At 59.8% G+C, this 22,563-nt stretch carries 33 protein-coding genes; all 33 read left to right on the top strand.

Features of this window, described 5'->3' with window-relative positions:
• Positions 1 to 2: 2 nt before the first annotated feature.
• The 33 genes from rpoC to rplQ all read left to right on the top strand — a co-directional run bounded on the left by rpoC (position 3) and on the right by rplQ (position 22,486).
• On the top strand, positions 3 to 4,202 hold the full coding sequence (gene rpoC, locus QE393_RS17835; RefSeq protein ID WP_133860557.1) for a DNA-directed RNA polymerase subunit beta': 4,200 nt from the start codon (positions 3 to 5) through the stop codon (positions 4,200 to 4,202).
• 165 nt (positions 4,203 to 4,367) lie between these two features.
• A complete protein-coding gene (gene rpsL / locus QE393_RS17830) occupies positions 4,368 to 4,739 on the top strand; it encodes a 30S ribosomal protein S12 (protein ID WP_007163089.1) in 372 nt (123 codons plus the stop codon).
• An 86-nt stretch (positions 4,740 to 4,825) separates the two neighbouring features.
• Complete coding sequence (gene rpsG / locus QE393_RS17825) at positions 4,826 to 5,299, top strand: 30S ribosomal protein S7 (protein ID WP_007163088.1); 474 nt, start codon at positions 4,826 to 4,828, stop codon at positions 5,297 to 5,299.
• Between the two features lie 30 nt (positions 5,300 to 5,329).
• A complete protein-coding gene (gene fusA, locus QE393_RS17820; RefSeq protein ID WP_133860558.1) occupies positions 5,330 to 7,432 on the top strand; it encodes an elongation factor G in 2,103 nt (700 codons plus the stop codon).
• A 28-nt stretch (positions 7,433 to 7,460) separates the two neighbouring features.
• Positions 7,461 to 8,654: an elongation factor Tu gene (tuf, locus tag QE393_RS17815; RefSeq protein WP_133860552.1), complete on the top strand. Its 1,194-nt coding sequence runs from the start codon at positions 7,461 to 7,463 to the stop codon at positions 8,652 to 8,654.
• 171 nt (positions 8,655 to 8,825) lie between these two features.
• A complete protein-coding gene (rpsJ, locus tag QE393_RS17810; protein ID WP_003243886.1) occupies positions 8,826 to 9,137 on the top strand; it encodes a 30S ribosomal protein S10 in 312 nt (103 codons plus the stop codon).
• An 84-nt stretch (positions 9,138 to 9,221) separates the two neighbouring features.
• Positions 9,222 to 9,857 (top strand): 50S ribosomal protein L3, encoded by a 636-nt coding sequence (rplC, locus tag QE393_RS17805; RefSeq protein WP_007161251.1) that lies wholly within the window; start codon positions 9,222 to 9,224, stop codon positions 9,855 to 9,857.
• Between the two features lie 13 nt (positions 9,858 to 9,870).
• A complete protein-coding gene (rplD, locus tag QE393_RS17800; protein ID WP_017640279.1) occupies positions 9,871 to 10,473 on the top strand; it encodes a 50S ribosomal protein L4 in 603 nt (200 codons plus the stop codon).
• Positions 10,470 to 10,769, top strand: coding sequence for a 50S ribosomal protein L23 (gene rplW / locus QE393_RS17795; protein WP_007161249.1), 300 nt, complete (start codon positions 10,470 to 10,472; stop codon positions 10,767 to 10,769). The genes rplD and rplW overlap by 4 nt, the downstream gene beginning before the upstream one ends.
• A gap of 12 nt (positions 10,770 to 10,781) precedes the next feature.
• Positions 10,782 to 11,603 (top strand): 50S ribosomal protein L2, encoded by an 822-nt coding sequence (rplB, locus tag QE393_RS17790; protein WP_007161248.1) that lies wholly within the window; start codon positions 10,782 to 10,784, stop codon positions 11,601 to 11,603.
• 18 nt (positions 11,604 to 11,621) lie between these two features.
• The gene (gene rpsS, locus QE393_RS17785) at positions 11,622 to 11,897 is read left to right on the top strand and encodes a 30S ribosomal protein S19 (protein WP_007161247.1); all 276 of its coding nucleotides are present in this window, start codon (positions 11,622 to 11,624) and stop codon (positions 11,895 to 11,897) included.
• Positions 11,898 to 11,909: 12 nt separating this feature from the next.
• On the top strand, positions 11,910 to 12,242 hold the full coding sequence (gene rplV, locus QE393_RS17780) for a 50S ribosomal protein L22 (RefSeq protein WP_007161246.1): 333 nt from the start codon (positions 11,910 to 11,912) through the stop codon (positions 12,240 to 12,242).
• A gap of 13 nt (positions 12,243 to 12,255) precedes the next feature.
• A complete protein-coding gene (gene rpsC, locus QE393_RS17775) occupies positions 12,256 to 12,945 on the top strand; it encodes a 30S ribosomal protein S3 (RefSeq protein ID WP_007161245.1) in 690 nt (229 codons plus the stop codon).
• Between the two features lie 12 nt (positions 12,946 to 12,957).
• Positions 12,958 to 13,371, top strand: a complete 414-nt coding sequence (rplP, locus tag QE393_RS17770; RefSeq protein WP_017640282.1) for a 50S ribosomal protein L16 — start codon at positions 12,958 to 12,960, stop codon at positions 13,369 to 13,371.
• Positions 13,371 to 13,562, top strand: coding sequence for a 50S ribosomal protein L29 (rpmC, locus tag QE393_RS17765; RefSeq protein WP_007161243.1), 192 nt, complete (start codon positions 13,371 to 13,373; stop codon positions 13,560 to 13,562). The genes rplP and rpmC overlap by 1 nt, the downstream gene beginning before the upstream one ends.
• Before the next feature lie 2 nt (positions 13,563 to 13,564).
• Entirely contained in the window at positions 13,565 to 13,831 is a 267-nt protein-coding gene (gene rpsQ / locus QE393_RS17760) for a 30S ribosomal protein S17 (protein ID WP_007161242.1), read from the top strand.
• Positions 13,832 to 13,843: 12 nt separating this feature from the next.
• Positions 13,844 to 14,212: a 50S ribosomal protein L14 gene (gene rplN / locus QE393_RS17755; protein ID WP_007161241.1), complete on the top strand. Its 369-nt coding sequence runs from the start codon at positions 13,844 to 13,846 to the stop codon at positions 14,210 to 14,212.
• Positions 14,213 to 14,224: 12 nt separating this feature from the next.
• Entirely contained in the window at positions 14,225 to 14,539 is a 315-nt protein-coding gene (rplX, locus tag QE393_RS17750) for a 50S ribosomal protein L24 (RefSeq protein ID WP_017640283.1), read from the top strand.
• Positions 14,540 to 14,558: 19 nt separating this feature from the next.
• Complete coding sequence (gene rplE, locus QE393_RS17745; RefSeq protein WP_007161239.1) at positions 14,559 to 15,098, top strand: 50S ribosomal protein L5; 540 nt, start codon at positions 14,559 to 14,561, stop codon at positions 15,096 to 15,098.
• Positions 15,099 to 15,111: 13 nt separating this feature from the next.
• Positions 15,112 to 15,417, top strand: a complete 306-nt coding sequence (rpsN, locus tag QE393_RS17740) for a 30S ribosomal protein S14 (protein WP_017640284.1) — start codon at positions 15,112 to 15,114, stop codon at positions 15,415 to 15,417.
• A gap of 162 nt (positions 15,418 to 15,579) precedes the next feature.
• A complete protein-coding gene (gene rpsH / locus QE393_RS17735) occupies positions 15,580 to 15,972 on the top strand; it encodes a 30S ribosomal protein S8 (protein WP_017640285.1) in 393 nt (130 codons plus the stop codon).
• 11 nt (positions 15,973 to 15,983) lie between these two features.
• Entirely contained in the window at positions 15,984 to 16,517 is a 534-nt protein-coding gene (gene rplF, locus QE393_RS17730; RefSeq protein ID WP_017640286.1) for a 50S ribosomal protein L6, read from the top strand.
• Positions 16,518 to 16,527: 10 nt separating this feature from the next.
• Complete coding sequence (gene rplR / locus QE393_RS17725; RefSeq protein ID WP_007161235.1) at positions 16,528 to 16,878, top strand: 50S ribosomal protein L18; 351 nt, start codon at positions 16,528 to 16,530, stop codon at positions 16,876 to 16,878.
• A 3-nt stretch (positions 16,879 to 16,881) separates the two neighbouring features.
• A complete protein-coding gene (gene rpsE / locus QE393_RS17720; RefSeq protein WP_007161234.1) occupies positions 16,882 to 17,382 on the top strand; it encodes a 30S ribosomal protein S5 in 501 nt (166 codons plus the stop codon).
• Positions 17,383 to 17,384: 2 nt separating this feature from the next.
• Positions 17,385 to 17,567, top strand: a complete 183-nt coding sequence (gene rpmD, locus QE393_RS17715; protein WP_007161233.1) for a 50S ribosomal protein L30 — start codon at positions 17,385 to 17,387, stop codon at positions 17,565 to 17,567.
• Positions 17,568 to 17,570: 3 nt separating this feature from the next.
• Positions 17,571 to 18,005: a 50S ribosomal protein L15 gene (gene rplO, locus QE393_RS17710; protein ID WP_133860559.1), complete on the top strand. Its 435-nt coding sequence runs from the start codon at positions 17,571 to 17,573 to the stop codon at positions 18,003 to 18,005.
• The gene (gene secY / locus QE393_RS17705; RefSeq protein ID WP_273806713.1) at positions 18,006 to 19,337 is read left to right on the top strand and encodes a preprotein translocase subunit SecY; all 1,332 of its coding nucleotides are present in this window, start codon (positions 18,006 to 18,008) and stop codon (positions 19,335 to 19,337) included. It abuts the gene before it with no gap.
• Positions 19,338 to 19,367: 30 nt separating this feature from the next.
• Positions 19,368 to 19,484, top strand: coding sequence for a 50S ribosomal protein L36 (rpmJ, locus tag QE393_RS17700; protein ID WP_002555468.1), 117 nt, complete (start codon positions 19,368 to 19,370; stop codon positions 19,482 to 19,484).
• Between the two features lie 130 nt (positions 19,485 to 19,614).
• Positions 19,615 to 19,971, top strand: a complete 357-nt coding sequence (gene rpsM / locus QE393_RS17695; RefSeq protein WP_017640288.1) for a 30S ribosomal protein S13 — start codon at positions 19,615 to 19,617, stop codon at positions 19,969 to 19,971.
• 30 nt (positions 19,972 to 20,001) lie between these two features.
• Positions 20,002 to 20,391: a 30S ribosomal protein S11 gene (rpsK, locus tag QE393_RS17690; RefSeq protein ID WP_003281811.1), complete on the top strand. Its 390-nt coding sequence runs from the start codon at positions 20,002 to 20,004 to the stop codon at positions 20,389 to 20,391.
• 16 nt (positions 20,392 to 20,407) lie between these two features.
• Positions 20,408 to 21,028, top strand: coding sequence for a 30S ribosomal protein S4 (gene rpsD, locus QE393_RS17685; protein WP_017640289.1), 621 nt, complete (start codon positions 20,408 to 20,410; stop codon positions 21,026 to 21,028).
• A 22-nt stretch (positions 21,029 to 21,050) separates the two neighbouring features.
• Positions 21,051 to 22,052, top strand: a complete 1,002-nt coding sequence (locus tag QE393_RS17680) for a DNA-directed RNA polymerase subunit alpha (protein WP_017640290.1) — start codon at positions 21,051 to 21,053, stop codon at positions 22,050 to 22,052.
• A 44-nt stretch (positions 22,053 to 22,096) separates the two neighbouring features.
• A complete protein-coding gene (rplQ, locus tag QE393_RS17675) occupies positions 22,097 to 22,486 on the top strand; it encodes a 50S ribosomal protein L17 (protein ID WP_007161227.1) in 390 nt (129 codons plus the stop codon).
• The last annotated feature ends 77 nt before the right edge of the window (positions 22,487 to 22,563 follow it).

The following is a 22,563-nucleotide window of genomic DNA, read 5'->3' as shown; positions in this document are numbered from 1 at the left end:
CCTTGAAAGACTTGCTCAATCTGTTGAAAAACCAGGGTCAACTCGAGGAGTTCGATGCCATCCGTATCGGTCTGGCCTCGCCCGAGATGATTCGTTCCTGGTCGTTCGGTGAAGTGAAGAAGCCGGAGACCATCAACTACCGTACCTTCAAGCCCGAGCGCGATGGTCTGTTCTGCGCCAAGATCTTTGGCCCGGTCAAGGACTACGAGTGCCTGTGCGGAAAGTACAAGCGCCTCAAGCACCGCGGCGTGATCTGCGAGAAGTGCGGCGTGGAAGTCGCCCTGGCCAAGGTGCGCCGCGAGCGCATGGGTCACATCGAGCTGGCTTCGCCCGTCGCCCACATCTGGTTCCTGAAGTCGCTGCCGTCGCGTATCGGCCTGCTGCTGGACATGACCCTGCGTGACATCGAGCGCGTGCTCTATTTCGAGAGCTACGTGGTGATCGATCCGGGCATGACCACCCTCGAGAAGTACCAGCTGCTGAACGACGAGCAGTACTTCGAGGCACTGGAAGAGTTCGGTGACGACTTCGACGCCCGCATGGGTGCGGAAGCCGTGTTCCAGCTGCTCGGCGCCATTGATCTGGAGCACGAGATCGGCCGCCTGCGCGAAGAGATTCCGCAGACCAACTCCGAGACCAAGATCAAGAAGCTGTCCAAGCGCCTGAAGCTGATGGAAGCCTTCCAGGGCTCCGGCAACAAGCCGGAGTGGATGGTCATGACCGTGCTGCCCGTGCTGCCGCCGGACCTGCGTCCGCTGGTACCGCTGGATGGCGGCCGCTTCGCGACCTCCGACCTGAACGACCTCTATCGTCGCGTCATCAACCGGAACAACCGCCTCAAGCGGCTGCTCGACCTCGCCGCGCCCGACATCATTGTGCGCAACGAGAAGCGCATGCTGCAGGAAGCTGTTGACGCCCTGCTGGACAACGGCCGTCGCGGCCGTGCCATCACCGGTTCCAACAAGCGCCCGCTGAAGTCCCTGGCCGACATGATCAAGGGCAAGCAGGGTCGCTTCCGTCAGAACCTGCTGGGCAAGCGCGTCGACTACTCCGGTCGTTCCGTGATCACCGTGGGCCCGACCCTGCGTCTGCACCAGTGCGGTCTGCCCAAGAAGATGGCGCTGGAGCTGTTCAAGCCCTTCATCTTCGGCAAGCTGGAAGCCCGTGGCATGGCGACCACCATCAAGGCCGCCAAGAAGATGGTCGAGCGCGAACTGCCCGAGGTCTGGGACGTTCTCGCCGAAGTCATCCGCGAACACCCCGTGCTGCTCAACCGCGCCCCGACCCTGCACCGTCTGGGTATCCAGGCGTTCGAGCCGGTCCTCATCGAAGGCAAGGCCATCCAGCTGCACCCGCTGGTCTGCGCCGCGTACAACGCCGACTTCGACGGTGACCAGATGGCCGTGCACGTGCCGCTGACGCTGGAAGCCCAGCTGGAAGCGCGCGCCCTGATGATGTCGACCAACAACATCCTGTCGCCCGCCAACGGCGAGCCGATCATCGTGCCGTCGCAGGACGTGGTGCTGGGTCTGTACTACATGACCCGTGAAGCCATCAACGCCAAGGGCGAAGGCCGCGTGTTCGCCGACCTGCAGGAAGTCGATCGCGTCTTCCGTGCCGGCGAAGCCGCCCTGCATGCCAAGGTCAAGGTGCGCATCAACGAGACCATCCGTCACAAGGACGGCAGCTTGACCAAGAACACCCGCATCGTCGACACCACCGTCGGCCGCGCGCTGCTGTTCCAGGTCGTGCCTGCCGGCCTGCCGTACGACGTGGTCAACCAGTCGATGAAGAAGAAGGCCATCTCCAAGCTGATCAACCACTGCTACCGCGTGGTGGGTCTCAAGGACACCGTCATCTTCGCCGACCAGCTGATGTACACCGGCTTCGCCTATTCGACCCTGTCCGGCGTCTCAATCGGCGTGAACGACTTCGTCATTCCGGATGAGAAGGCGCGCATCATCGATGCCGCCACCGCCGAGGTGAAGGAGATCGAGAGCCAGTACGCCTCCGGCCTGGTAACCCAGGGCGAGAAGTACAACAAGGTGATCGACCTCTGGTCGAAGGCCAACGACGAAGTGTCCAAGGCGATGATGACCAATCTCTCGAAAGAGAAGGTCATCGACCGCGAGGGCAAGGAAGTCGACCAGGAGTCCTTCAACTCCATGTACATGATGGCCGATTCCGGCGCCCGGGGTTCCGCGGCCCAGATTCGTCAGCTCGCCGGCATGCGTGGCCTGATGGCCAAGCCGGACGGCTCCATCATCGAGACGCCCATCACCGCCAACTTCCGTGAAGGCCTGAACGTACTCCAGTACTTCATCTCCACCCACGGTGCCCGTAAGGGTCTGGCGGATACCGCACTGAAGACCGCGAACTCCGGTTACCTGACCCGTCGTCTCGTCGACGTGGCCCAGGATCTGGTGGTGACCGAAGTCGATTGCGGTACCGAACGCGGCCTGATCATGACGCCGCACATCGAAGGCGGCGACGTGGTCGAGCCCCTGGGCGAGCGCGTTCTGGGTCGAGTCATCGCCCGTGACGTGCCCAAGCCGGGTACCGACGAGATCATCGTGCCGGCCGGCACCCTGGTCGACGAGCGCTGGGTCGAGTTCCTCGAGCTCAACAGCGTCGACGAAGTCGTGGTGCGTTCGCCGATCACCTGCGAAACCCGTCATGGCATCTGCGCCAAGTGCTACGGTCGCGATCTGGCTCGCGGTCACCAGGTCAACATCGGTGAAGCGGTCGGCGTCATCGCCGCCCAGTCCATCGGTGAGCCGGGTACCCAGCTGACCATGCGTACCTTCCACATTGGCGGTGCGGCCAGCCGGACCTCCGCGGCCGACAGCGTCCAGGTCAAGAACGGCGGTGCCATCCGTCTGCACAACCTGAAGCACGTCGAACGTGCCGATGGCGCCCTGGTTGCCGTGTCCCGTTCTGGTGAGCTGGCCATCGCCGACGACTTCGGTCGTGAGCGCGAGCGCTACAAGCTGCCCTACGGTGCGGTGATCTCGGTCAAGGAAGGCGACAAGGTCGACGCTGGCGCCATCGTCGCCAAGTGGGACCCGCACACCCACCCCATCGTCACCGAGATGGACGGTACCGTGGCCTTCGTCGGCATGGAGGAGGGCATCACCATCAAACGCCAGACCGACGAACTGACCGGTCTGACCAACATCGAGGTGCTCGACGCCAAGGATCGCCCGACTTCCGGCAAGGACATCCGTCCGGCGGTCAAGCTGATCGACGCCAACGGCAAGGACCTGCTGCTGCCGGGTACCGACGTACCGGCCCAGTACTTCCTGCCGCCGAACGCGCTGGTCAACCTGAGCGACGGTGCCAAGGTGCATGTGGGTGACGTTATCGCCCGTATCCCCCAGGAAACCTCCAAGACCCGCGACATCACCGGTGGTCTGCCCCGCGTGGCCGACCTCTTCGAAGCGCGTCGTCCCAAGGAGCCGGCAATCCTGGCGGAGATCAGCGGTACCATCTCCTTCGGCAAGGAAACCAAGGGCAAGCGTCGTCTGGTTATCACCCCGACCGATGGCACCGACCCCTACGAGGAGCTGATTCCGAAGTGGCGTCACCTGAACGTCTTCGAAGGCGAACAGGTAAGCCGCGGCGAAGTCATCTCCGATGGTCCGAGCAACCCGCACGATATCCTGCGTCTGCTGGGTGTCAGCGCGCTGGCCAAGTACATCGTCAACGAGATCCAGGACGTGTACCGCCTGCAGGGCGTGAAGATCAACGACAAGCACATCGAGACCATCCTGCGGCAGATGCTGCGCAAGGTCGAAGTGAGCGACACCGGCGACTCGAGCTTCATCAAGGGCGATCAGGTCGAACTGACCCACGTCCTGGAAGAGAACGAGCAGCTGGTCGGCAATGATCGTTTCGTCGCCAAGTACGAGCGCGTCCTGCTGGGTATCACCAAGGCTTCGCTGTCCACCGAGTCCTTCATCTCGGCCGCTTCCTTCCAGGAGACCACCCGTGTCCTGACCGAAGCCGCCGTGACCGGCAAGCGCGACTTCCTGCGCGGCCTGAAGGAAAACGTGGTGGTGGGCCGCCTGATCCCGGCCGGTACCGGTCTGGCGTACCACAGCGAGCGCAAGCGTCAGCGCGAACTCGGCAAGCCGCAGCGCGTGAGCGCCAGCGAGGCCGAAGCCGCCCTGACCGAAGCGCTGAACTCCAGCGCCAGCTGAGTTCGGTAGCAGGTCCCGCTTGACAAAGCCCCCGGCGCCCTAGGCGTCCGGGGGCTTTGTCTTGACTGGGGCGCCCAAGCTCTTTAGACTTTCGTTCCCCGAAAATGGGCAGGACTGACGTTCTGCTATTTCGTTTATGTCGCAAGACAATCAGTGGAGCTATAGATGGCAACTATCAACCAGCTGGTGCGTAGTGCACGCAAGCGTATCGTCGAGAAATCCGACGTGCCTGCGCTGCAAAACTGCCCGCAACGTCGTGGCGTGTGCACCCGCGTGTACACCACCACTCCCAAGAAGCCCAACTCCGCACTGCGGAAGGTCTGCCGTGTACGTCTGACCAACGGCTTCGAAGTCACCTCCTACATCGGTGGTGAAGGTCACAACCTGCAGGAACACAGCGTCGTGCTGATCCGCGGTGGCCGGGTCAAGGATCTGCCGGGTGTGCGTTATCACACCGTGCGCGGCTCGCTGGACACCACCGGTGTGAAGGACCGCAAGCAGGGCCGTTCCAAGTACGGCACCAAGCGTCCGAAGTAACCACCTTTCTTTTTGTTCGAGTCGATAAGAGTAAGGTCGGGCAACGAGTCCCGAGCTAACCTGAAGACCGTTTTGAGGGCTTATCAATGCCAAGACGTCGTGTAGCGGCCAAGCGCGAAATACTTGACGATCCGAAATACGGAAGCCAGATCCTGGCCAAGTTCATGAACCACGTGATGGAGAGCGGCAAGAAAGCCGTCGCCGAGCGTATCGTTTATGGTGCTCTGGACAAGGTCAAAGAGCGTTCCAAGAATGCCGAACCCCTGGAAGTTTTCGAAAAAGCGCTCGACGCCATCGCTCCGCTGGTCGAAGTGAAGTCCCGCCGTGTCGGCGGTGCTACCTACCAGGTGCCGGTTGAGGTTCGTCCTTCCCGTCGTAATGCCCTGGCCATGCGCTGGCTGGTGGACTCCGCGCGCAAGCGTGGTGAGAAGTCCATGGCTCTGCGCCTGGCGGGTGAACTCATGGACGCTTTTGAAGGCAAGGGTGCCGCAGTCAAGAAGCGCGAAGACGTGCATCGCATGGCAGAAGCCAACAAGGCCTTCTCGCACTACCGCTTCTAAGCCTAGCGCTTCCAATCAAGCGAGGACCTTATGGCTCGTACAACCGCTATTAACCGCTATCGGAACATCGGTATCTGCGCCCACGTGGACGCAGGTAAGACGACTACTACCGAGCGGATTCTGTTCTATACCGGCGTGAACCACAAAATGGGTGAGGTTCACGACGGCGCTGCGACCATGGACTGGATGGTGCAGGAGCAGGAGCGTGGTATTACCATCACCTCCGCTGCCACCACCGCGTTCTGGTCCGGTTCGACCAAGCAGTACGACAAGTACCGCGTAAACATCATCGATACCCCCGGCCACGTGGACTTCACCATTGAGGTGGAGCGTTCCCTGCGCGTGCTGGACGGTGCGGTCGTGGTGTTCTGCGGTACCTCCGGTGTCGAGCCCCAGTCCGAAACCGTATGGCGTCAGGCCAACAAGTACGGCGTCCCGCGCATCGTCTACGTCAACAAGATGGACCGTGCCGGTGCCAACTTCCTGCGCGTCGTCGAGCAGATCAAGAAGCGCCTGGGCCACACTCCGGTCCCGGTTCAGCTGGCCATCGGCGCGGAAGAGAACTTCCTGGGCCAGATCGACCTGCTGAAGATGAAGGCCATCTTCTGGAACGATGACGACCAGGGCATGACCTACCGCGAGGAAGACATTCCTGCGGACATGCTGGCCGATGCCGAGCAGTGGCGCTCCAACATGGTCGAGGCTGCGGCCGAAGCCAACGAAGAGCTGATGAACAAGTACCTGGAAGGCGGCGAGCTGTCGATCGACGAGATCAAGGCCGGCCTGCGTCAGCGTACCATCGCCTGCGAAATCGTCCCGGCCGTTTGCGGTTCCTCGTTCAAGAACAAGGGCGTGCCCCTGGTTCTGGACGCCGTGATCGACTTCCTGCCGGCGCCGGTCGAGATTCCCGCGATCAAGGGTACCAACCCGGACAACGAGGAAATCCACGACGAGCGTCACGCGGACGATAACGAGCCCTTCTCGGCTCTGGCGTTCAAGATCGCTACCGACCCCTTCGTGGGTACCTTGACCTTCGCCCGCGTCTACTCGGGTGTACTGAGCTCCGGTGACTCCGTCATCAACTCGGTGAAGGGCAAGAAGGAGCGCGTCGGCCGTATGGTGCAGATGCACGCCAACACCCGTGAAGAGATCAAGGAAGTTCGTGCTGGCGATATCGCCGCCCTGATCGGCATGAAGGACGTCACCACTGGTGACACCCTGTGCTCGATCGAGAAGCCGATCATCCTCGAGCGCATGGACTTCCCGGAGCCGGTGATCTCGGTGGCCGTCGAGCCGAAGACCAAGGCCGACCAGGAAAAGATGGGCATCGCACTGGGCAAGCTGGCCCAGGAAGATCCCTCGTTCCGCGTCAAGACCGACGAAGAGTCCGGTCAGACCATCATCTCCGGCATGGGCGAGCTGCACCTGGACATCCTGGTGGACCGCATGAAGCGCGAATTCGGCGTGGAAGCGAACATCGGTAAGCCTCAGGTCGCCTACCGTGAAACCATCCGCAACACCTGCGAGATCGAAGGCAAGTTCGTTCGCCAGTCGGGTGGTCGTGGCCAGTTCGGTCACTGCTGGATTCGCTTCGCGCCGGCCGACGAAGGTCAGGAAGGTCTGGAGTTCGTCAGCGAAGTCGTGGGCGGTGTGATTCCGAAGGAATACATCCCGGCGATCCAGAAGGGCATCGAAGAGCAGATGAAGAACGGCATCGTTGCCGGCTATCCGCTGCTCGGCCTGAAGGCCGCTGTGTTCGACGGTTCCTACCACGACGTCGACTCCAACGAGATGGCGTTCAAGATCGCTGCCTCCATGGCGACCAAGCAGCTCACCCAGAAGGGTGGTGCCGTGCTGCTCGAGCCGATCATGAAGGTCGAGGTCGTGACCCCGGAAGACTACATGGGCGACGTCATGGGCGACCTGAATCGTCGTCGTGGCCTGATCCAGGGTATGGAAGACACCGTGACCGGCAAGGTCATCCGTGCCGAGGTTCCGCTGGGCGAGATGTTTGGCTACGCTACGGATGTCCGCTCCATGTCTCAGGGTCGCGCAAGCTACTCCATGGAGTTCTCCAAGTACGCCGAAGCTCCGTCGAACATCGCCGAAGCCATCATCAAGAAACAAGCTTAATCAGCGCTTTGACTAGAGGTTTTATCTCGTGGCTAAAGAAAAATTCGAACGTAACAAACCGCACCTGAACGTGGGCACCATCGGTCACGTCGACCATGGCAAGACCACTCTGACCGCTGCGCTGACCAAGGTCTGTGCCGACACCTGGGGCGGTTCCGCTCGTGGTTTCGACCAGATCGACAACGCGCCGGAAGAAAAGGCTCGCGGTATCACCATCAACACCTCCCACGTTGAGTACGACTCGGCGATCCGTCACTACGCGCACGTCGACTGCCCCGGCCACGCCGACTACGTGAAGAACATGATCACCGGTGCTGCCCAGATGGACGGCGCGATCCTGGTTTGCTCGGCTGCTGACGGCCCCATGCCGCAGACCCGCGAGCACATCCTGCTGTCCCGCCAGGTAGGCGTTCCCTACATCGTCGTGTTCCTGAACAAGGCCGACATGGTTGACGACGCCGAGCTGCTGGAACTGGTCGAGATGGAAGTTCGCGATCTGCTGAACACCTACGACTTCCCGGGCGACGACACCCCGATCGTGATCGGCTCCGCGCTGATGGCGCTGAACGGCAACGACGACAACGAAATGGGTACCTCTGCCGTGCGCAAGCTGGTCGAGACCCTGGACTCGTACATCCCCGAGCCCGAGCGTGCCATCGACAAGCCGTTCCTGATGCCGATCGAAGACGTGTTCTCGATCTCCGGTCGCGGCACCGTGGTAACCGGTCGTGTCGAGCGTGGCATCGTCCGCATCCAGGAAGAAGTCGAGATCGTGGGCATCAAGGCCACCGTCAAGACCACCTGCACCGGCGTTGAAATGTTCCGCAAGCTGCTGGACGAAGGCCGTGCTGGCGAGAACGTCGGCGTGCTGCTGCGTGGCACCAAGCGTGAAGACGTGGAGCGTGGCCAGGTTCTGGCCAAGCCGAACACCATCAAGCCGCACACCAAGTTCGAGTGCGAAGTGTACGTGCTGTCCAAGGAAGAAGGCGGTCGTCACACCCCGTTCTTCAAGGGCTACCGTCCGCAGTTCTACTTCCGCACCACCGACGTGACCGGTAACTGCGAGCTGCCGGAAGGCGTCGAGATGGTGATGCCGGGCGACAACATCAAGATGGTTGTCACCCTGATCGCTCCGATCGCGATGGAAGACGGCCTGCGTTTCGCCATCCGTGAAGGCGGTCGTACCGTCGGCGCCGGCGTGGTTGCCAAGATCATCGAGTAATCGATTGATCTGAAACGAAAAAAGGCCCCTAGGGGCCTTTTTTCTTGCCTGGTGAAATTGACAGATGGCAAAAGAGGCGTTCTTGACAGCCGCTGGCGACATCCTTAGAATTGCGCCTCCTTTAATCGGGCACCTTTTTGTCCGAGAGGAAAGCTTGGAGTCTGAGGTCAAATGCAAAATCAACAAATCCGTATTCGGTTGAAGGCTTTTGATCATCGCCTGATCGATCAATCCACCCAGGAAATCGTAGAAACTGCGAAACGTACTGGTGCTCAGGTGCGTGGTCCGATTCCTCTGCCTACCCGCAAGGAACGTTACACAGTGCTGATTTCTCCGCACGTCAACAAGGACGCTCGTGACCAGTACGAAATTCGTACCCACAAGCGTGTGCTCGACATCGTTCAGCCCACCGACAAGACCGTCGATGCGCTGATGAAGCTCGATCTCGCCGCTGGCGTTGAAGTGCAAATCAGCCTCGGCTGAGACCGTCAAGGTTTCAGTCGTGTAACGCTCTGAAATGGGCGGCCATAGCGGGTGAAAGCCCCGTACACTCAAGAGGTTCTCAACATGACGATTGGTTTAGTCGGTCGTAAATGCGGTATGACCCGCGTTTTCACCGAAGAAGGCGTTTCCGTTCCGGTCACGGTCATTGAGATCGAGCCGAATCGCGTAACCCAATTCAAGAGCGAAGAAACCGATGGCTATCGCGCCATTCAGGTAACCGTGGGCGAGCGTCGTGCTTCCCGCGTGACCAAGGCGCAAGCCGGTCACTTCGCCAAGGCCAGCGTTGCTGCTGGTCGTAGCGTCCTCGAATTCCGCCTGGAAGACGGTGAGTACAAGGCAGGTGACGAAGTTACCGTAGCTCTGTTCGAAGCCGGTCAGATGGTTGATGTCACTGGTCAGTCCAAAGGTAAGGGCTACGCCGGTACCATCAAGCGCTGGAACTTCCGTGGTCAGGACAACACCCACGGTAACTCCGTTTCCCACCGTGCACCTGGTTCCATCGGCCAGTGCCAGACTCCTGGTCGAGTGTTCAAGGGCAAGAAAATGTCCGGTCACCTGGGTGCGGAGCGTGTAACCGTTCAGTCGCTGGAAGTCGTGCGTGTAGACGCCGAGCGCAACCTGCTGCTGGTCAAGGGTGCCGTCCCCGGCGCGCCGGGTGGTGACGTGATCGTGCGTCCCGCTGTCAAGGCCCGTGGTTGAGAGGAGAGAGAACATGCAACTCAATGTGAATGGCTCTCAAGCTATCGAAGTCTCTGAGCACACCTTCGGCGGTGAATTCAACGAGACCCTGGTTCACCAGGCAGTCGTGGCCTACATGGCTGGCGGTCGTCAGGGCACCCGTGCCCAGAAGACCCGTTCCGAAGTCCGTGGCGGCGGCAAGAAGCCCTGGCGTCAGAAGGGCAGCGGTCGTGCCCGTGCCGGTACCATCCGCAGCCCCATCTGGCGCTCCGGTGGCGTGGCTTTCGCAGCCAAGCCCCAGGATCACAGCCAGAAGCTGAACAAGAAGATGTACCGCGCTGCACTGCGCTCCATCCTCGCCGAGCTGGTCCGTCTGGATCGTCTGGTCGTGGTTGACGACTTCGCCGTCGACGCGCCCAAGACCAAGACCCTGGTCAGCAAGCTGGACGGCCTGGGCCTGAGCGACGTGCTGATCGTGACCGACGCTGTCGACCAGAATCTGTATCTGGCCGCCCGCAACCTGCCTTTCGTCGACGTGCGTGATGTCCAGGGTTCCGACCCGGTCAGCCTGATCGCCTACGACAAGGTGCTGGTCACTGTGTCCGCCGTGAAGAAATTCGAGGAGCTGCTGGCATGAACCAGGAACGCGTATTCAAAGTGCTGCTTGGCCCGCACATCTCCGAGAAGGCCACCATGCTGGCGGACAGCCAGAAGCAGTTCGTATTCAAGGTTGCCACCGATGCAACCAAGCTGGAAATCAAGAAGGCCGTCGAACAGCTGTTCGAGGTCAAGGTTCGCAGCGTCAGCACCCTGAACGTCCAGGGCAAGACCAAGCGTACCGCTCGTGGTCTGGGCAAGCGTAACGACTGGAAAAAAGCGTACATCGCGCTCCAGCCGGGCCAGGATCTCGACTTTTCCAGCAGCGCCGAGTAATCAGGGGGCATCATGGCAATCGTAAAATGCAAGCCGACCTCCGCTGGCCGCCGCTTTGTGGTCAAGGTGGTCAACTCTGATCTGCACAAGGGCGCGCCTTACGCTCCTTTGCTGGAGAAGAAGAGCAAGTCCGGCGGCCGTAACAACAATGGTCGTATCACCACTCGTCACATCGGCGGTGGTCACAAGCAGCACTACCGTCTGGTCGATTTCCGTCGCAACAAGGATGGCATCCCTGCCGTCGTTGAGCGTATCGAATACGATCCGAACCGTACTGCACACATCGCTCTGCTGAAGTACGCCGATGGCGAGCGTCGCTACATCATCGCCCCCAAGGGCGTTGCTGCCGGTGACCAGCTGCTGTCCGGCGCTGGCGCGCCCATCAAGGCTGGCAACAACCTGCCGCTGCGTAACGTGCCGGTCGGTAGCACCATCCACGGTATCGAGCTGAAGCCTGGCAAAGGCGCTCAGATCGCTCGCTCCGCGGGTACCTCCGCTCAGCTGGTCGCCCGTGAAGGCGCCTACGTCACCGTGCGCCTGCGCAGCGGTGAAATGCGCAAGGTGCTGTCCGAGTGCCGTGCCACCCTGGGCGAAGTGTCCAACGGTGAGCACAGCCTGCGTTCGCTGGGTAAGGCCGGTGCCACCCGCTGGCGTGGTGTGCGTCCGACCGTTCGTGGTGTTGCCATGAACCCGGTCGATCACCCGCATGGTGGTGGTGAAGGTCGTACTTCCGGTGGCCGTCATCCGGTTTCGCCATGGGGCGTCAAGACCAAGGGTCTCAAGACGCGCTCCAACAAGCGTACCGACAAGATGATTGTCCGTCGCGGCAAGTAATCAGTAGAGGATTCGACTGTGCCCCGTTCTCTGAAGAAAGGTCCTTTTATCGATCTTCACCTGTTGAAGAAGATCGAAGTCGCGGTGGAAAAGAACGAACGCAAACCGATCAAGACCTGGTCGCGTCGTTCGATGATCCTGCCGCAGATGGTCGGTCTGACCATCGCTGTGCACAACGGTCGTCAACATGTCCCCGTTCTGGTGAACGAAGACATGGTCGGCCACAAACTCGGCGAGTTTGCTGCTACCCGCACCTATCGCGGTCATGCGGCTGACAAGAAAGCCAAGCGTTAAGGGGTAAGGAAGATGGAAGTAGCCGCTAAGCTGTCGGGCGCTCGTATCTCCGCCCAGAAAGCCCGCTTGGTCGCCGACCAGATCCGCGGGAAGAAGGTGGGCGAAGCGCTCAACCTGTTGACTTTCAGCAGCAAGAAAGCCGCTGAAATCATGAAGAAGGTGCTGGAGTCGGCTGTTGCCAACGCCGAGCACAATGAAGGCGCCGACGTGGACGACCTGAAGGTTTCCACTGTCTTCGTAAACGAAGGTCGTTCGCTCAAGCGCATCATGCCGCGTGCCAAAGGTCGTGCTGATCGCATCGTGAAGCGGTCTTGCCATATCACGGTCAAGGTTGCGGACAAGTAACGGAGTCGATCAGATGGGTCAGAAAGTACATCCCAATGGCATTCGCCTGGGTATCGTCAAGGAGCACACTTCGGTCTGGTACGCGGATAAGCGCACTTATGCGGACTATCTGCTGGCCGACCTGAAGGTTCGTGAGTACCTCCAGGACAAACTAAAAAGCGCGTCCGTAAGCCGTATCGATATTCATCGCCCGGCTCAAACCGCACGCATCACCATCCACACCGCCCGTCCCGGTATCGTGATCGGCAAGAAAGGTGAGGATGTCGAGAAGCTGCGTCAGGACCTGACCGCAAGAATGGGTGTGCCTGTGCACATCAACATCGAAGAGATCCGCAAGCCGGAGCTCGACGGTGCCCTGGTTGCGCAGAGTGTTGCGCAGCAGCTTGAGCGTCGTGTGATGTTCCGTCGTGCCATGAAGCGCGCCGTGCAGAACGCGATCCGCATTGGTGCCAAAGGCATCAAGATTCAGGTGAGCGGTCGTCTGGGCGGTGCTGAAATCGCCCGTACCGAGTGGTATCGCGAAGGTCGTGTGCCCCTGCACACCCTGCGTGCCGATATCGACTACGCCACTGCGGAAGCTCACACCACTTACGGTGTGATCGGTGTGAAGGTCTGGATCTTCAAGGGTGAGGTCATTGGTGGCCGCCAGGAAGAGCTCAAGCCCGTCGCCCCGGCTCCGCGCAAAAAAGCTGCTGCTAAGTAAGGAGTACGCAACATGCTGCAACCCAAGCGTACAAAATTCCGCAAGCAGATGACCGGCCACAACCGTGGTCTGGCTCATCGCGGTAGCAAGGTCAGCTTCGGCGAGTACGCGCTGAAGGCTGTCGGCCGTGGCCGTCTGACCGCTCGCCAGATCGAATCCGCACGTCGTGCGCTGACCCGTCACGTGAAGCGTGGCGGCAAGATCTGGATCCGCGTCTTCCCTGACAAGCCTGTCACCAAGAAGCCTCTCGAAGTGCGGATGGGTAAAGGTAAGGGTAGTGTCGAGTACTGGGTAGCCCAGATCCAGCCGGGCAAGGTCCTGTACGAGATCGAGGGTGTTTCCGAGGATCTGGCTCGTCAGGCATTTGCCCTGGCCGCTGCCAAGCTTCCGCTCGAAACCTCCTTTGTTAAGCGGACGGTGATGTGATGAAAGCGAAAGATTTGCGTGAGAAATCCGTAGAGGAGCTGAACGAGCAGCTTCTCAACCTGCTGCGTGACCAGTTCAATCTGCGTATGCAGAAGGCAACTGGCCAGTTGGGTCAGTCTCACATGCTCTCGCAAGTGAAGCGCGACATCGCTCGCGTCAAGACTGTGCTGAACCAGCAGGCAGGTAAGTGATCATGGCTGAAGCTGAAAAAACTGTCCGTACGCTGACCGGCCGAGTGGTCAGCGACAAGATGGACAAAACCGTCACCGTACTGATTGAGCGTCGCGTCAAGCACCCGATCTACGGCAAATACGTGAAGCGTTCCACCAAGCTGCACGCTCACGACGAAACCAATCAGTGCCGCATTGGTGACCTGGTCACCATTCGCGAAACCCGCCCGCTGGCCAAGACCAAGGCGTGGACCCTGGTTGACGTCGTCGAGCGCGCCGTTCAGGTATAAGGGTAGAGAGCCATGATCCAGACTCAATCCATGCTTGACGTCGCCGACAACAGCGGCGCTCGTCGCGTGATGTGCATCAAGGTGCTCGGCGGTTCCCACCGCCGTTACGCCGGCATTGGCGATATCATCAAAGTCACCGTCAAGGAAGCAATTCCGCGCGGCAAGGTGAAGAAAGGTCAGGTGATGACTGCAGTCGTCGTGCGTACCAAGCACGGCGTCCGCCGCACCGACGGTTCCATCATCCGCTTCGACGGCAACGCCGCGGTTCTGCTGAACAACAAGCAAGAGCCGATTGGCACCCGTATCTTTGGGCCGGTGACCCGTGAACTTCGCTCCGAGAAGTTCATGAAGATCGTCTCCCTTGCCCCCGAAGTGCTGTAAGGAGTAGCCGACATGCAAAAGATTCGTCGTGACGACGAGGTAATCGTCATTGCCGGCAAGGACAAGGGCAAGCGTGGCAAGGTGCTGAAGGTGCTCGCCGATGACCGTCTGGTCGTTGGTGGGGTCAACCTGATCAAGCGCCACACCAAGCCCAACCCCATGCTGGGTGTTCAGGGTGGCATCGTAGAGAAAGAAGCCCCTCTGCATGTCTCCAACGTTGCCATTTTCAACTCCGAGACCAACAAGGCTGACCGCGTTGGTTTCAAAGTCGAAGACGGCAAGAAGATTCGTATCTTCAAGTCGACCCAAAAAGCGGTCCAGGCCTGAAGCTGCTAGGTAGATCACCATGGCTCGATTGAAAGAGATTTATCGGAAGGAAATCGCGCCCAAGCTGAAAGAGCAGCTTCAGCTGGGTAACGTGATGGAAGTTCCGCGCATCACCAAGATCACCTTGAACATGGGTCTGGGCGAAGCAGTCGGTGACAAGAAAATCATCGACAACGCTGTAGCTGACCTAGAAAAGATCGCTGGTCAAAAGCCGGTCGTGACTTATGCCCGCAATTCCATTGCTGGCTTCAAGATCCGCGAAGGCTGGCCGATCGGCGTCAAGGTGACCCTGCGTAGCGATCGCATGTATGAATTCCTGGATCGTCTGCTGTCCATCTCCCTGCCGCGCGTGCGTGACTTCCGCGGCCTGAATGCCAAGTCCTTCGATGGTCGCGGCAACTACAGCATGGGCGTGAAAGAGCAGATCATCTTCCCGGAAATCGATTACGACAAGATCGATGCGCTGCGTGGTATGGACATCACCCTGACCACCACCGCTCGTACCGACGAGGAAGGCCGTGCGCTGCTGCGCGCGTTCAACTTCCCGTTCCGTAACTGATTGAGGTCTTCAGATGGCTAAGCAAAGCATGATTAACCGCGAGCTGAAGCGTCAGCAGACGGTTGCCAAGTACGCCAAGAAGCGCGCCGAGCTGAAGGCGACCATCGGTAATGTCAACGCCTCCCCCGAGGATCGTTGGAATGCCCAGGTCGCCCTGCAGAAGCAGCCCCGTGACGCCAGCGCCAGTCGCATGCGTAACCGCTGCCGCCTGACCGGTCGTCCGCACGGCGTGTACCGCAAGTTCGGTCTGTCCCGCATCAAGCTGCGTGAAGCAGCCATGCGCGGTGACGTGCCCGGCCTGGTGAAGGCCAGCTGGTAACAGCTCGCGCCTTTCATCGCGGTAATTGAATCAAGCCCCTTTTGGGGCTTGATTCGTTTCAGGCCGATGTCTAGAATGCTCGGCTCGCCCGAATCGGCCTATTGCCGAGGGGTGATTTTGAGAGCCGGTAGGCTCAATTTCTGTATTAGGAGCTAATAGCCCATGAGTATGCAGGACCCGTTAGCAGACATGCTAACTCGTATCCGTAATGCCCAGATGGCTGAAAAGGCCGTTGTGAGCATGCCTTCTTCCAAGCTGAAGGCTGCCGTTGCCAAAGTCCTCAAGGACGAAGGTTACATCGCGGATTTTCAGGTCAGCGCGGAATCCAAGCCGTCGCTGTCTATCGAGCTGAAGTACTTTGAAGGCAAGCCTGTCATCGAAGAGCTGAAGCGTAGCAGCCGTCCCGGTCTGCGCCAGTACAAAGCCGTTGACCAGCTGCCGAAAGTGCGTGGCGGTCTGGGTGTGTCGATCGTTTCCACCAACAAAGGTGTGATGACTGATCGCGCGGCCCGTGCTGCTGGTGTTGGCGGCGAAGTGCTCTGCACAGTCTTCTAAGGGGAATCAGCATGTCTCGCGTTGCTAAAAACCCGGTAAGACTGCCTGCAGGCGTCGAAGTTAATCTGGCCGGTCAGGCTCTTTCGATCAAGGGTGCCAAGGGCGCTCTGGAACTGAAGGTCCATCCGTCCGTTGAAGTCACTCAAGAGTCCGGTGAGCTGCGTTTCGCTGCTCGCAATGGCGATCAGCAGACCCGTGCGATGGCCGGCACTACCCGTGCCCTGGTCAACAACATGGTGGTCGGCGTCAGCCAGGGCTTCGAGCGCAAGCTGCAACTGGTCGGTGTGGGCTACAAGGCCCAGGCCAAAGGTCAGGTGCTGAACCTCGCTCTGGGCTTCTCTCACCCTGTGGACTACGACCTGCCGCAAGGCATCACCGCAGAAACCCCCAACCAGACCGAAATCCTGATCAAGGGTATCGACAAGCAGCTGGTCGGCCAGGTTGCGGCTGAGATTCGTGGTTTCCGTCCGCCGGAGCCTTACAAGGGCAAGGGTGTACGGTATGCCGACGAAGTCGTCCACCGTAAAGAAGCCAAGAAAAAGTAGGGCATAGCAAATGACCGTCAAGAAAGAAACCCGACTGCGTCGCGCTCGCAAGGCTCGCCTGAAGATGCGCGAGCTGGAAGTGGTCCGTCTGTGCGTGTACCGCTCTTCCCAGCACATCTATGCCCAGGTCATCGCGGCCGATGGCAGCAAGGTCCTGGCCAGCGCTTCTACGCTGGACAAAGAACTGCGCGAAAGCGCTACCAGCAACGTCGAGGCGGCCAAGAAAGTTGGTCTGCTGGTCGCCGAGCGTGCCAAGGCCGCTGGCGTTACCCAGGTGGCCTTTGATCGTTCTGGCTTCAAGTACCATGGTCGCGTCAAAGCGCTGGCCGACGCTGCTCGTGAAGGCGGGCTGGAGTTCTAAGTCATGGCAAATAACGATCAAAAGCGCGACGAAGGCTATATCGAGAAGCTGGTTCAAGTTAACCGCGTAGCCAAAACCGTGAAAGGCGGCCGTATCTTCGCCTTCACCGCTCTGACCGTGGTTGGCGATGGCAAAGGCCGCGTTGGCTTCGGCCGTGGCAAGGCCCGTGAAGTGCCTGCCGCCATCCAGAAGGCTATGGAAGCTGCTCGCCGCAACATGATCCAGGTGGATCTGAACGGCACCACCCTGCAGTACCCGGTCAAGGCCGCCCATGGCGCCTCCAAGGTGTACATGCAGCCCGCTTCCGACGGTACCGGCATCATCGCCGGTGGTGCCATGCGCGCCGTCCTGGAAGTCGCTGGTGTGCAGAACGTCCTGGCCAAGTGCTACGGCTCCACCAACCCGGTAAACGTTGTGTACGCGACCTTTGAAGGTCTCAAGCACATGCAGGCGCCGGAAGCTGTTGCTGCCAAGCGTGGCAAGAGCGTCGAGGAGATTCTCTGATCATGGCTAACGCAACCGTCAAGGTCACGCTGATCAAGAGCGTCCACGGCCGTCTGGCCAATCACAAGGCTTGCGTCAAGGGTCTCGGCCTGCGTCGCATCGGTCACACCGTCGAAGTTCAGGACACCCCTGAAAATCGCGGCATGATCAACAAGGCCTACTACCTTCTGCGTGTGGAGGGTTAAGTCATGAAACTGAATGATCTGCGTTCCGCTCCCGGCGCTCGCCGCGAGAAGCTGCGTCCCGGTCGTGGTATCGGTAGCGGCCTGGGCAAGACCGGTGGCCGCGGCCACAAGGGTCTGACCTCCCGTTCCGGTGGCAAGGTTGCCCCCGGTTTCGAGGGTGGCCAGCAGCCGCTGCACCGTCGTCTGCCGAAGTTCGGCTTCGTCTCGCTGAAAGCCCTGGACCGTGCCGAGGTTCGTACCTCCGAGCTGGCCAAGGTCGATGTCGATGTGGTCGATCTGCAGGCGCTGAAAGACGCCAATGTGATCAGCCGCGACATCAAGCGTGTCAAGGTTGTGCTGTCCGGCGACGTCACTCGTGCCGTCACCCTGAAGGGCATTCGTGCCACCAAGGGCGCACGTGCAGCCATCGAAGCAGCTGGCGGCAAGATCGAGGAATAAATGGCTAAGCAAGGTGCTCTCTCTGCGCTCAGCAAGACCGGTGGTATGTCCGAGCTGTGGACCCGCCTCCGATTCCTGTTCCTGGCGATCATCGTCTACAGGATCGGTGCGCACATCCCTGTTCCGGGTATCAATCCCGATCAGCTGGCCGCACTGTTCAGGCAGAACGAGGGGACCATTCTTAGCCTCTTCAACATGTTCTCTGGCGGTGCGCTGGAGCGGATGAGCATCTTTGCACTGGGGATCATGCCGTACATCTCGGCCTCGATCATCATGCAGCTGCTTACCGCGATCACCCCACAGCTGGAGCAATTGAAGAAAGAGGGTGAGTCTGGTCGTCGCAAGATCAGCCAGTACACCCGTTACGGCACGCTGGTTCTGGCGCTCGTTCAGGCCACCGGGATGTCGGTAGGACTCGCCAGTCAGGGCGTCGCGTTCAGCGTGGGCTTCAGCTTCTATTTCGTCGCTGTCACCACGTTTGTCGCCGGCGCGCTGTTCATGATGTGGCTGGGTGAGCAGATCACCGAGCGCGGTATCGGCAATGGCATCTCGATGCTGATCTTCGCCGGTATCGTCGCGGGCTTGCCCCGCGCCATCGGGCAGTCCTTCGAGTCGGCACGGCAGGGCGATATCAACATCTTCGCGCTGATCATGGTGGGTGTGGTGGCGGTTGCCATCATCGCCTTCGTGGTGTTCATCGAGCGTGGGCAGCGTCGCATTGCCGTGCACTACGCCAAGCGTCAGCAGGGCCGCAAGGTCTTCGCGGCGCAGAACAGCCATCTGCCGCTCAAGGTGAACATGGCCGGGGTCATCCCGGCGATCTTCGCCAGCAGCATCCTGCTGTTCCCGGCATCGCTCGGTTCGTGGTTCGGTCAGTCCGAAGGTCTCGGCTGGTTGCAGGACGTGGCTCAGGCCATCGCCCCCGGTCAGCCGCTGAACATCTTGCTGTTTAGTGCAGGGATCATCTTCTTCTGCTTCTTCTATACGGCGCTGATGTTCAACCCCAAGGACGTGGCCGAGAACCTGAAGAAATCCGGAGCGTTCATCCCGGGTATTCGTCCTGGTGAGCAGTCCGCACGCTATATCGATGGCGTGCTGACCCGACTGACCATGTTCGGTGCCCTGTACATGACGGCGGTGTGCTTGTTGCCCCAGTTCCTGGTGGTCGCGGCGAACGTGCCGTTCTATCTCGGTGGGACGTCGTTGCTGATCGTGGTGGTAGTGGTCATGGACTTCATGTCTCAGGTCCAATCCCATCTCGTATCTCATCAATACGAGTCCCTGATGAAGAAAGCCAACCTGAAGGGCTACGGCGGCGGCATGATGCGCTGATCCGTTACCCGTAAGGTTAGAGGAGTTGTCATGAAAGTTCGTGCATCGGTCAAGAAGCTGTGCCGTAACTGCAAGATCATTCGCCGCGAAGGCGTCGTGCGAGTGATCTGCAGCGCTGAACCGCGTCACAAGCAGCGCCAAGGCTGAGTGTGAATCACGCGTCTAACCCGGCAGCTAGTGTGCTGCCGGGTTGATCATTTGTTCCTACAGCGTTAATATCGCGCGCCCTTTTCTTGGCTTCCGGGGCGTCGGTAGCTGTCAATTGGAGTTTTTCTGAATGGCCCGTATTGCAGGCGTCAACATTCCAGATAACAAACACACTGTTATCTCGCTGACCTACATCTATGGTGTCGGTCGCACCACCTCTCAGAAGATCTGCGCGGCCACCGGCATCCAGCCGACCGCCAAGATCAAAGAACTGAGCGACGAGCAGGTCGATCAGCTGCGTAACGAGGTCGCCAAAATCCTCACCGAGGGTGACCTGCGCCGCGAAATCAACATGAACATCAAGCGCCTGATGGATCTGGGTTGCTACCGCGGTCTGCGTCACCGCCGTGGTCTGCCGGTCCGTGGTCAGCGCACCAAGACCAATGCCCGTACCCGCAAGGGCCCGCGCAAGCCGATCCGCAAGTAATCGCATCCGCGAATCGACAGGAATCTAGTCATGGCAAAACCTGCTGCTCGTCCTCGTAAGAAAGTCAAAAAGACAGTGGTTGATGGCATCGCCCACATCCATGCGTCTTTCAACAACACCATCGTGACCATCACCGATCGTCAGGGCAATGCATTGTCCTGGGCGACCTCCGGTGGCTCCGGCTTCCGTGGCTCCCGTAAGAGCACCCCGTTCGCTGCCCAGATTGCAGCCGAACGTGCCGGCCAAGCCGCTCTGGAATATGGTCTGAAGAATCTGGACGTGAACGTCAAAGGTCCCGGCCCCGGCCGTGAGTCCGCTGTTCGCGCCCTGAATGCCTGTGGTTACAAGATCGCCAGCATCACCGACGTGACGCCTATCCCGCATAACGGGTGCCGTCCGCCGAAGAAGCGTCGCGTGTAATAGGAGACAGTGAGAAATGGCTCGTTACATTGGTCCCAAGTGCAAACTGTCCCGCCGCGAAGGCACTGACCTCTTCCTGAAGAGCGGCGCTCGTGCCCTCGACTCGAAGTGCAAGCTGGAAACCGTTCCTGGCCAGCATGGTCAGCGTCGCGGTCGTCTGTCCGACTACGGTCTGCAGCTGCGTGAAAAGCAGAAAGTCCGCCGTATCTATGGCGTCCTCGAGCGTCAGTTCGCCGGTTACTACCAGGAAGCTGCCCGTCGCAAGGGCGCTACCGGTGAAAACCTGCTGCAACTGCTCGAATGCCGTCTGGACAACGTGGTGTATCGCATGGGCTTCGGTGCCACTCGCGCTGAATCGCGCCAGCTGGTCTCCCACAAGTCGATCACCGTCAACGGTCAGACCGTCAACATTCCCTCCTATCAGGTCAAGGTCGGCGACGTCGTCGCGGTCCGTGAAAAGGCCAAAAACCAGCTGCGTATCGCTCAAGCTCTCGAGCTGTGCGGCCAGCGTGGCCGGGTTGAGTGGGTCGAAGTGAGCACCGAGAAAAAGGAAGGCACCTTCAAGAGCGTGCCGGCCCGTGGTGATCTCTCCGCCGACATCAACGAAAACCTGATTGTCGAGCTCTACTCCAAGTAAGGGCTAGAAAGTAGGTGCATCCATGCAGAGTTCGGTAAATGAGTTCCTGACCCCCCGCCATATCGATGTGCAGGCGGTTAGTCAGACCCGTGCCAAGATCACCCTCGAGCCTCTCGAGCGTGGTTTCGGCCATACCTTGGGCAACGCGCTACGGCGTATCCTGTTGTCCTCCATGCCTGGCTGCGCGGTAGTCGAAGCAGAGATCGACGGTGTTCTGCACGAGTACAGCGCCATCGAAGGCGTGCAGGAAGACGTGATCGAGATCCTGCTCAATCTCAAGGGTCTGGCCATCAAGTTGCACGGCCGTGACGAAGTCACCCTGAGCCTGAGCAAGAAAGGTCAGGGGCCGGTTCTGGCCTCTGACATTCAGGTCGATCACGACGTCGAGATCGTCAACGGCGATCACGTCATCGCCCACCTGGCGGACAACGGTTCGCTGAACATGAAGCTGAAAATCGCTCGCGGTCGTGGCTATGAGCCCGCCGATGCGCGTCAGAGCGAAGAAGACGAAACCCGCGCAATCGGTCGTCTTCAGCTCGATGCTACGTTCAGCCCGGTTCGTCGCGTGGCCTATGTGGTGGAAAACGCCCGGGTCGAACAGCGTACCAACCTGGACAAGCTCGTGCTTGACCTGGAAACCAACGGTACCCTGGATCCGGAAGAAGCCATCCGTCGTGCCGCCACTATCCTGCAGCAGCAGCTGGCAGCCTTCGTCGACCTCAAGGGCGACAGCGAGCCGGTCGTGGTCGAGCAGGAAGACGAGATCGATCCGATCTTGCTGCGTCCGGTGGACGATCTGGAACTGACCGTTCGTTCGGCCAACTGCCTCAAGGCGGAGAACATCTACTACATCGGTGACCTGATTCAGCGTACCGAAGTGGAGCTGCTCAAGACCCCGAACCTGGGCAAGAAGTCCCTGACCGAAATCAAGGACGTTCTGGCCTCGCGTGGTCTGTCGCTCGGTATGCGCCTGGACAACTGGCCCCCTGCAAGCCTTAAGAAGGACGACAAGGCTACTGCCTGATCGTCATTGTTCACCGAACGATAGTTTGGGAAGGAATTTCAATCATGCGTCATCGTAAAAGTGGTCGTCATCTGAGCCGCACGAGCGCACATCGCAAGGCCATGTTCCAGAACATGGCTGTGTCGCTGTTCGAGCACGAGCTGATCAAAACTACCCTGCCGAAAGCCAAGGAACTGCGCCGCGTTGCCGAGCCGCTGATCACCCTGGCCAAGGAAGACAGCGTCGCCAACCGTCGTCTGGCTTTCGACCGCACTCGTTCGAAAGCTGCCGTTGGCAAGCTGTTCAACGACCTGGGCAAGCGCTATGCCAACCGTCCGGGTGGCTACCTGCGTATTCTGAAGTGCGGCTTCCGCGCTGGCGACAATGCGCCCATGGCGTACGTCGAGCTGATCGACCGTCCGGTCGGCGGCACCGTAGAACAAGCTGCTGAATAAGTAGCGCTGTTCTGGAAAAGGCCGGGCTCTTGCCCGGCTTTTTCATGCCTGCCGTTTGGCCGGACTCCAGGCAGTCT

Source organism: Pseudomonas sp. SORGH_AS_0211 (genome assembly GCF_031453455.1).
Taxonomy (GTDB): Bacteria; Pseudomonadota; Gammaproteobacteria; order Pseudomonadales; family Pseudomonadaceae; genus Chryseomonas; species Chryseomonas aestiva.
Note: the sequence above shows the minus strand (reverse complement) of the source record. Positions and strands in the feature narration are given on the sequence as shown.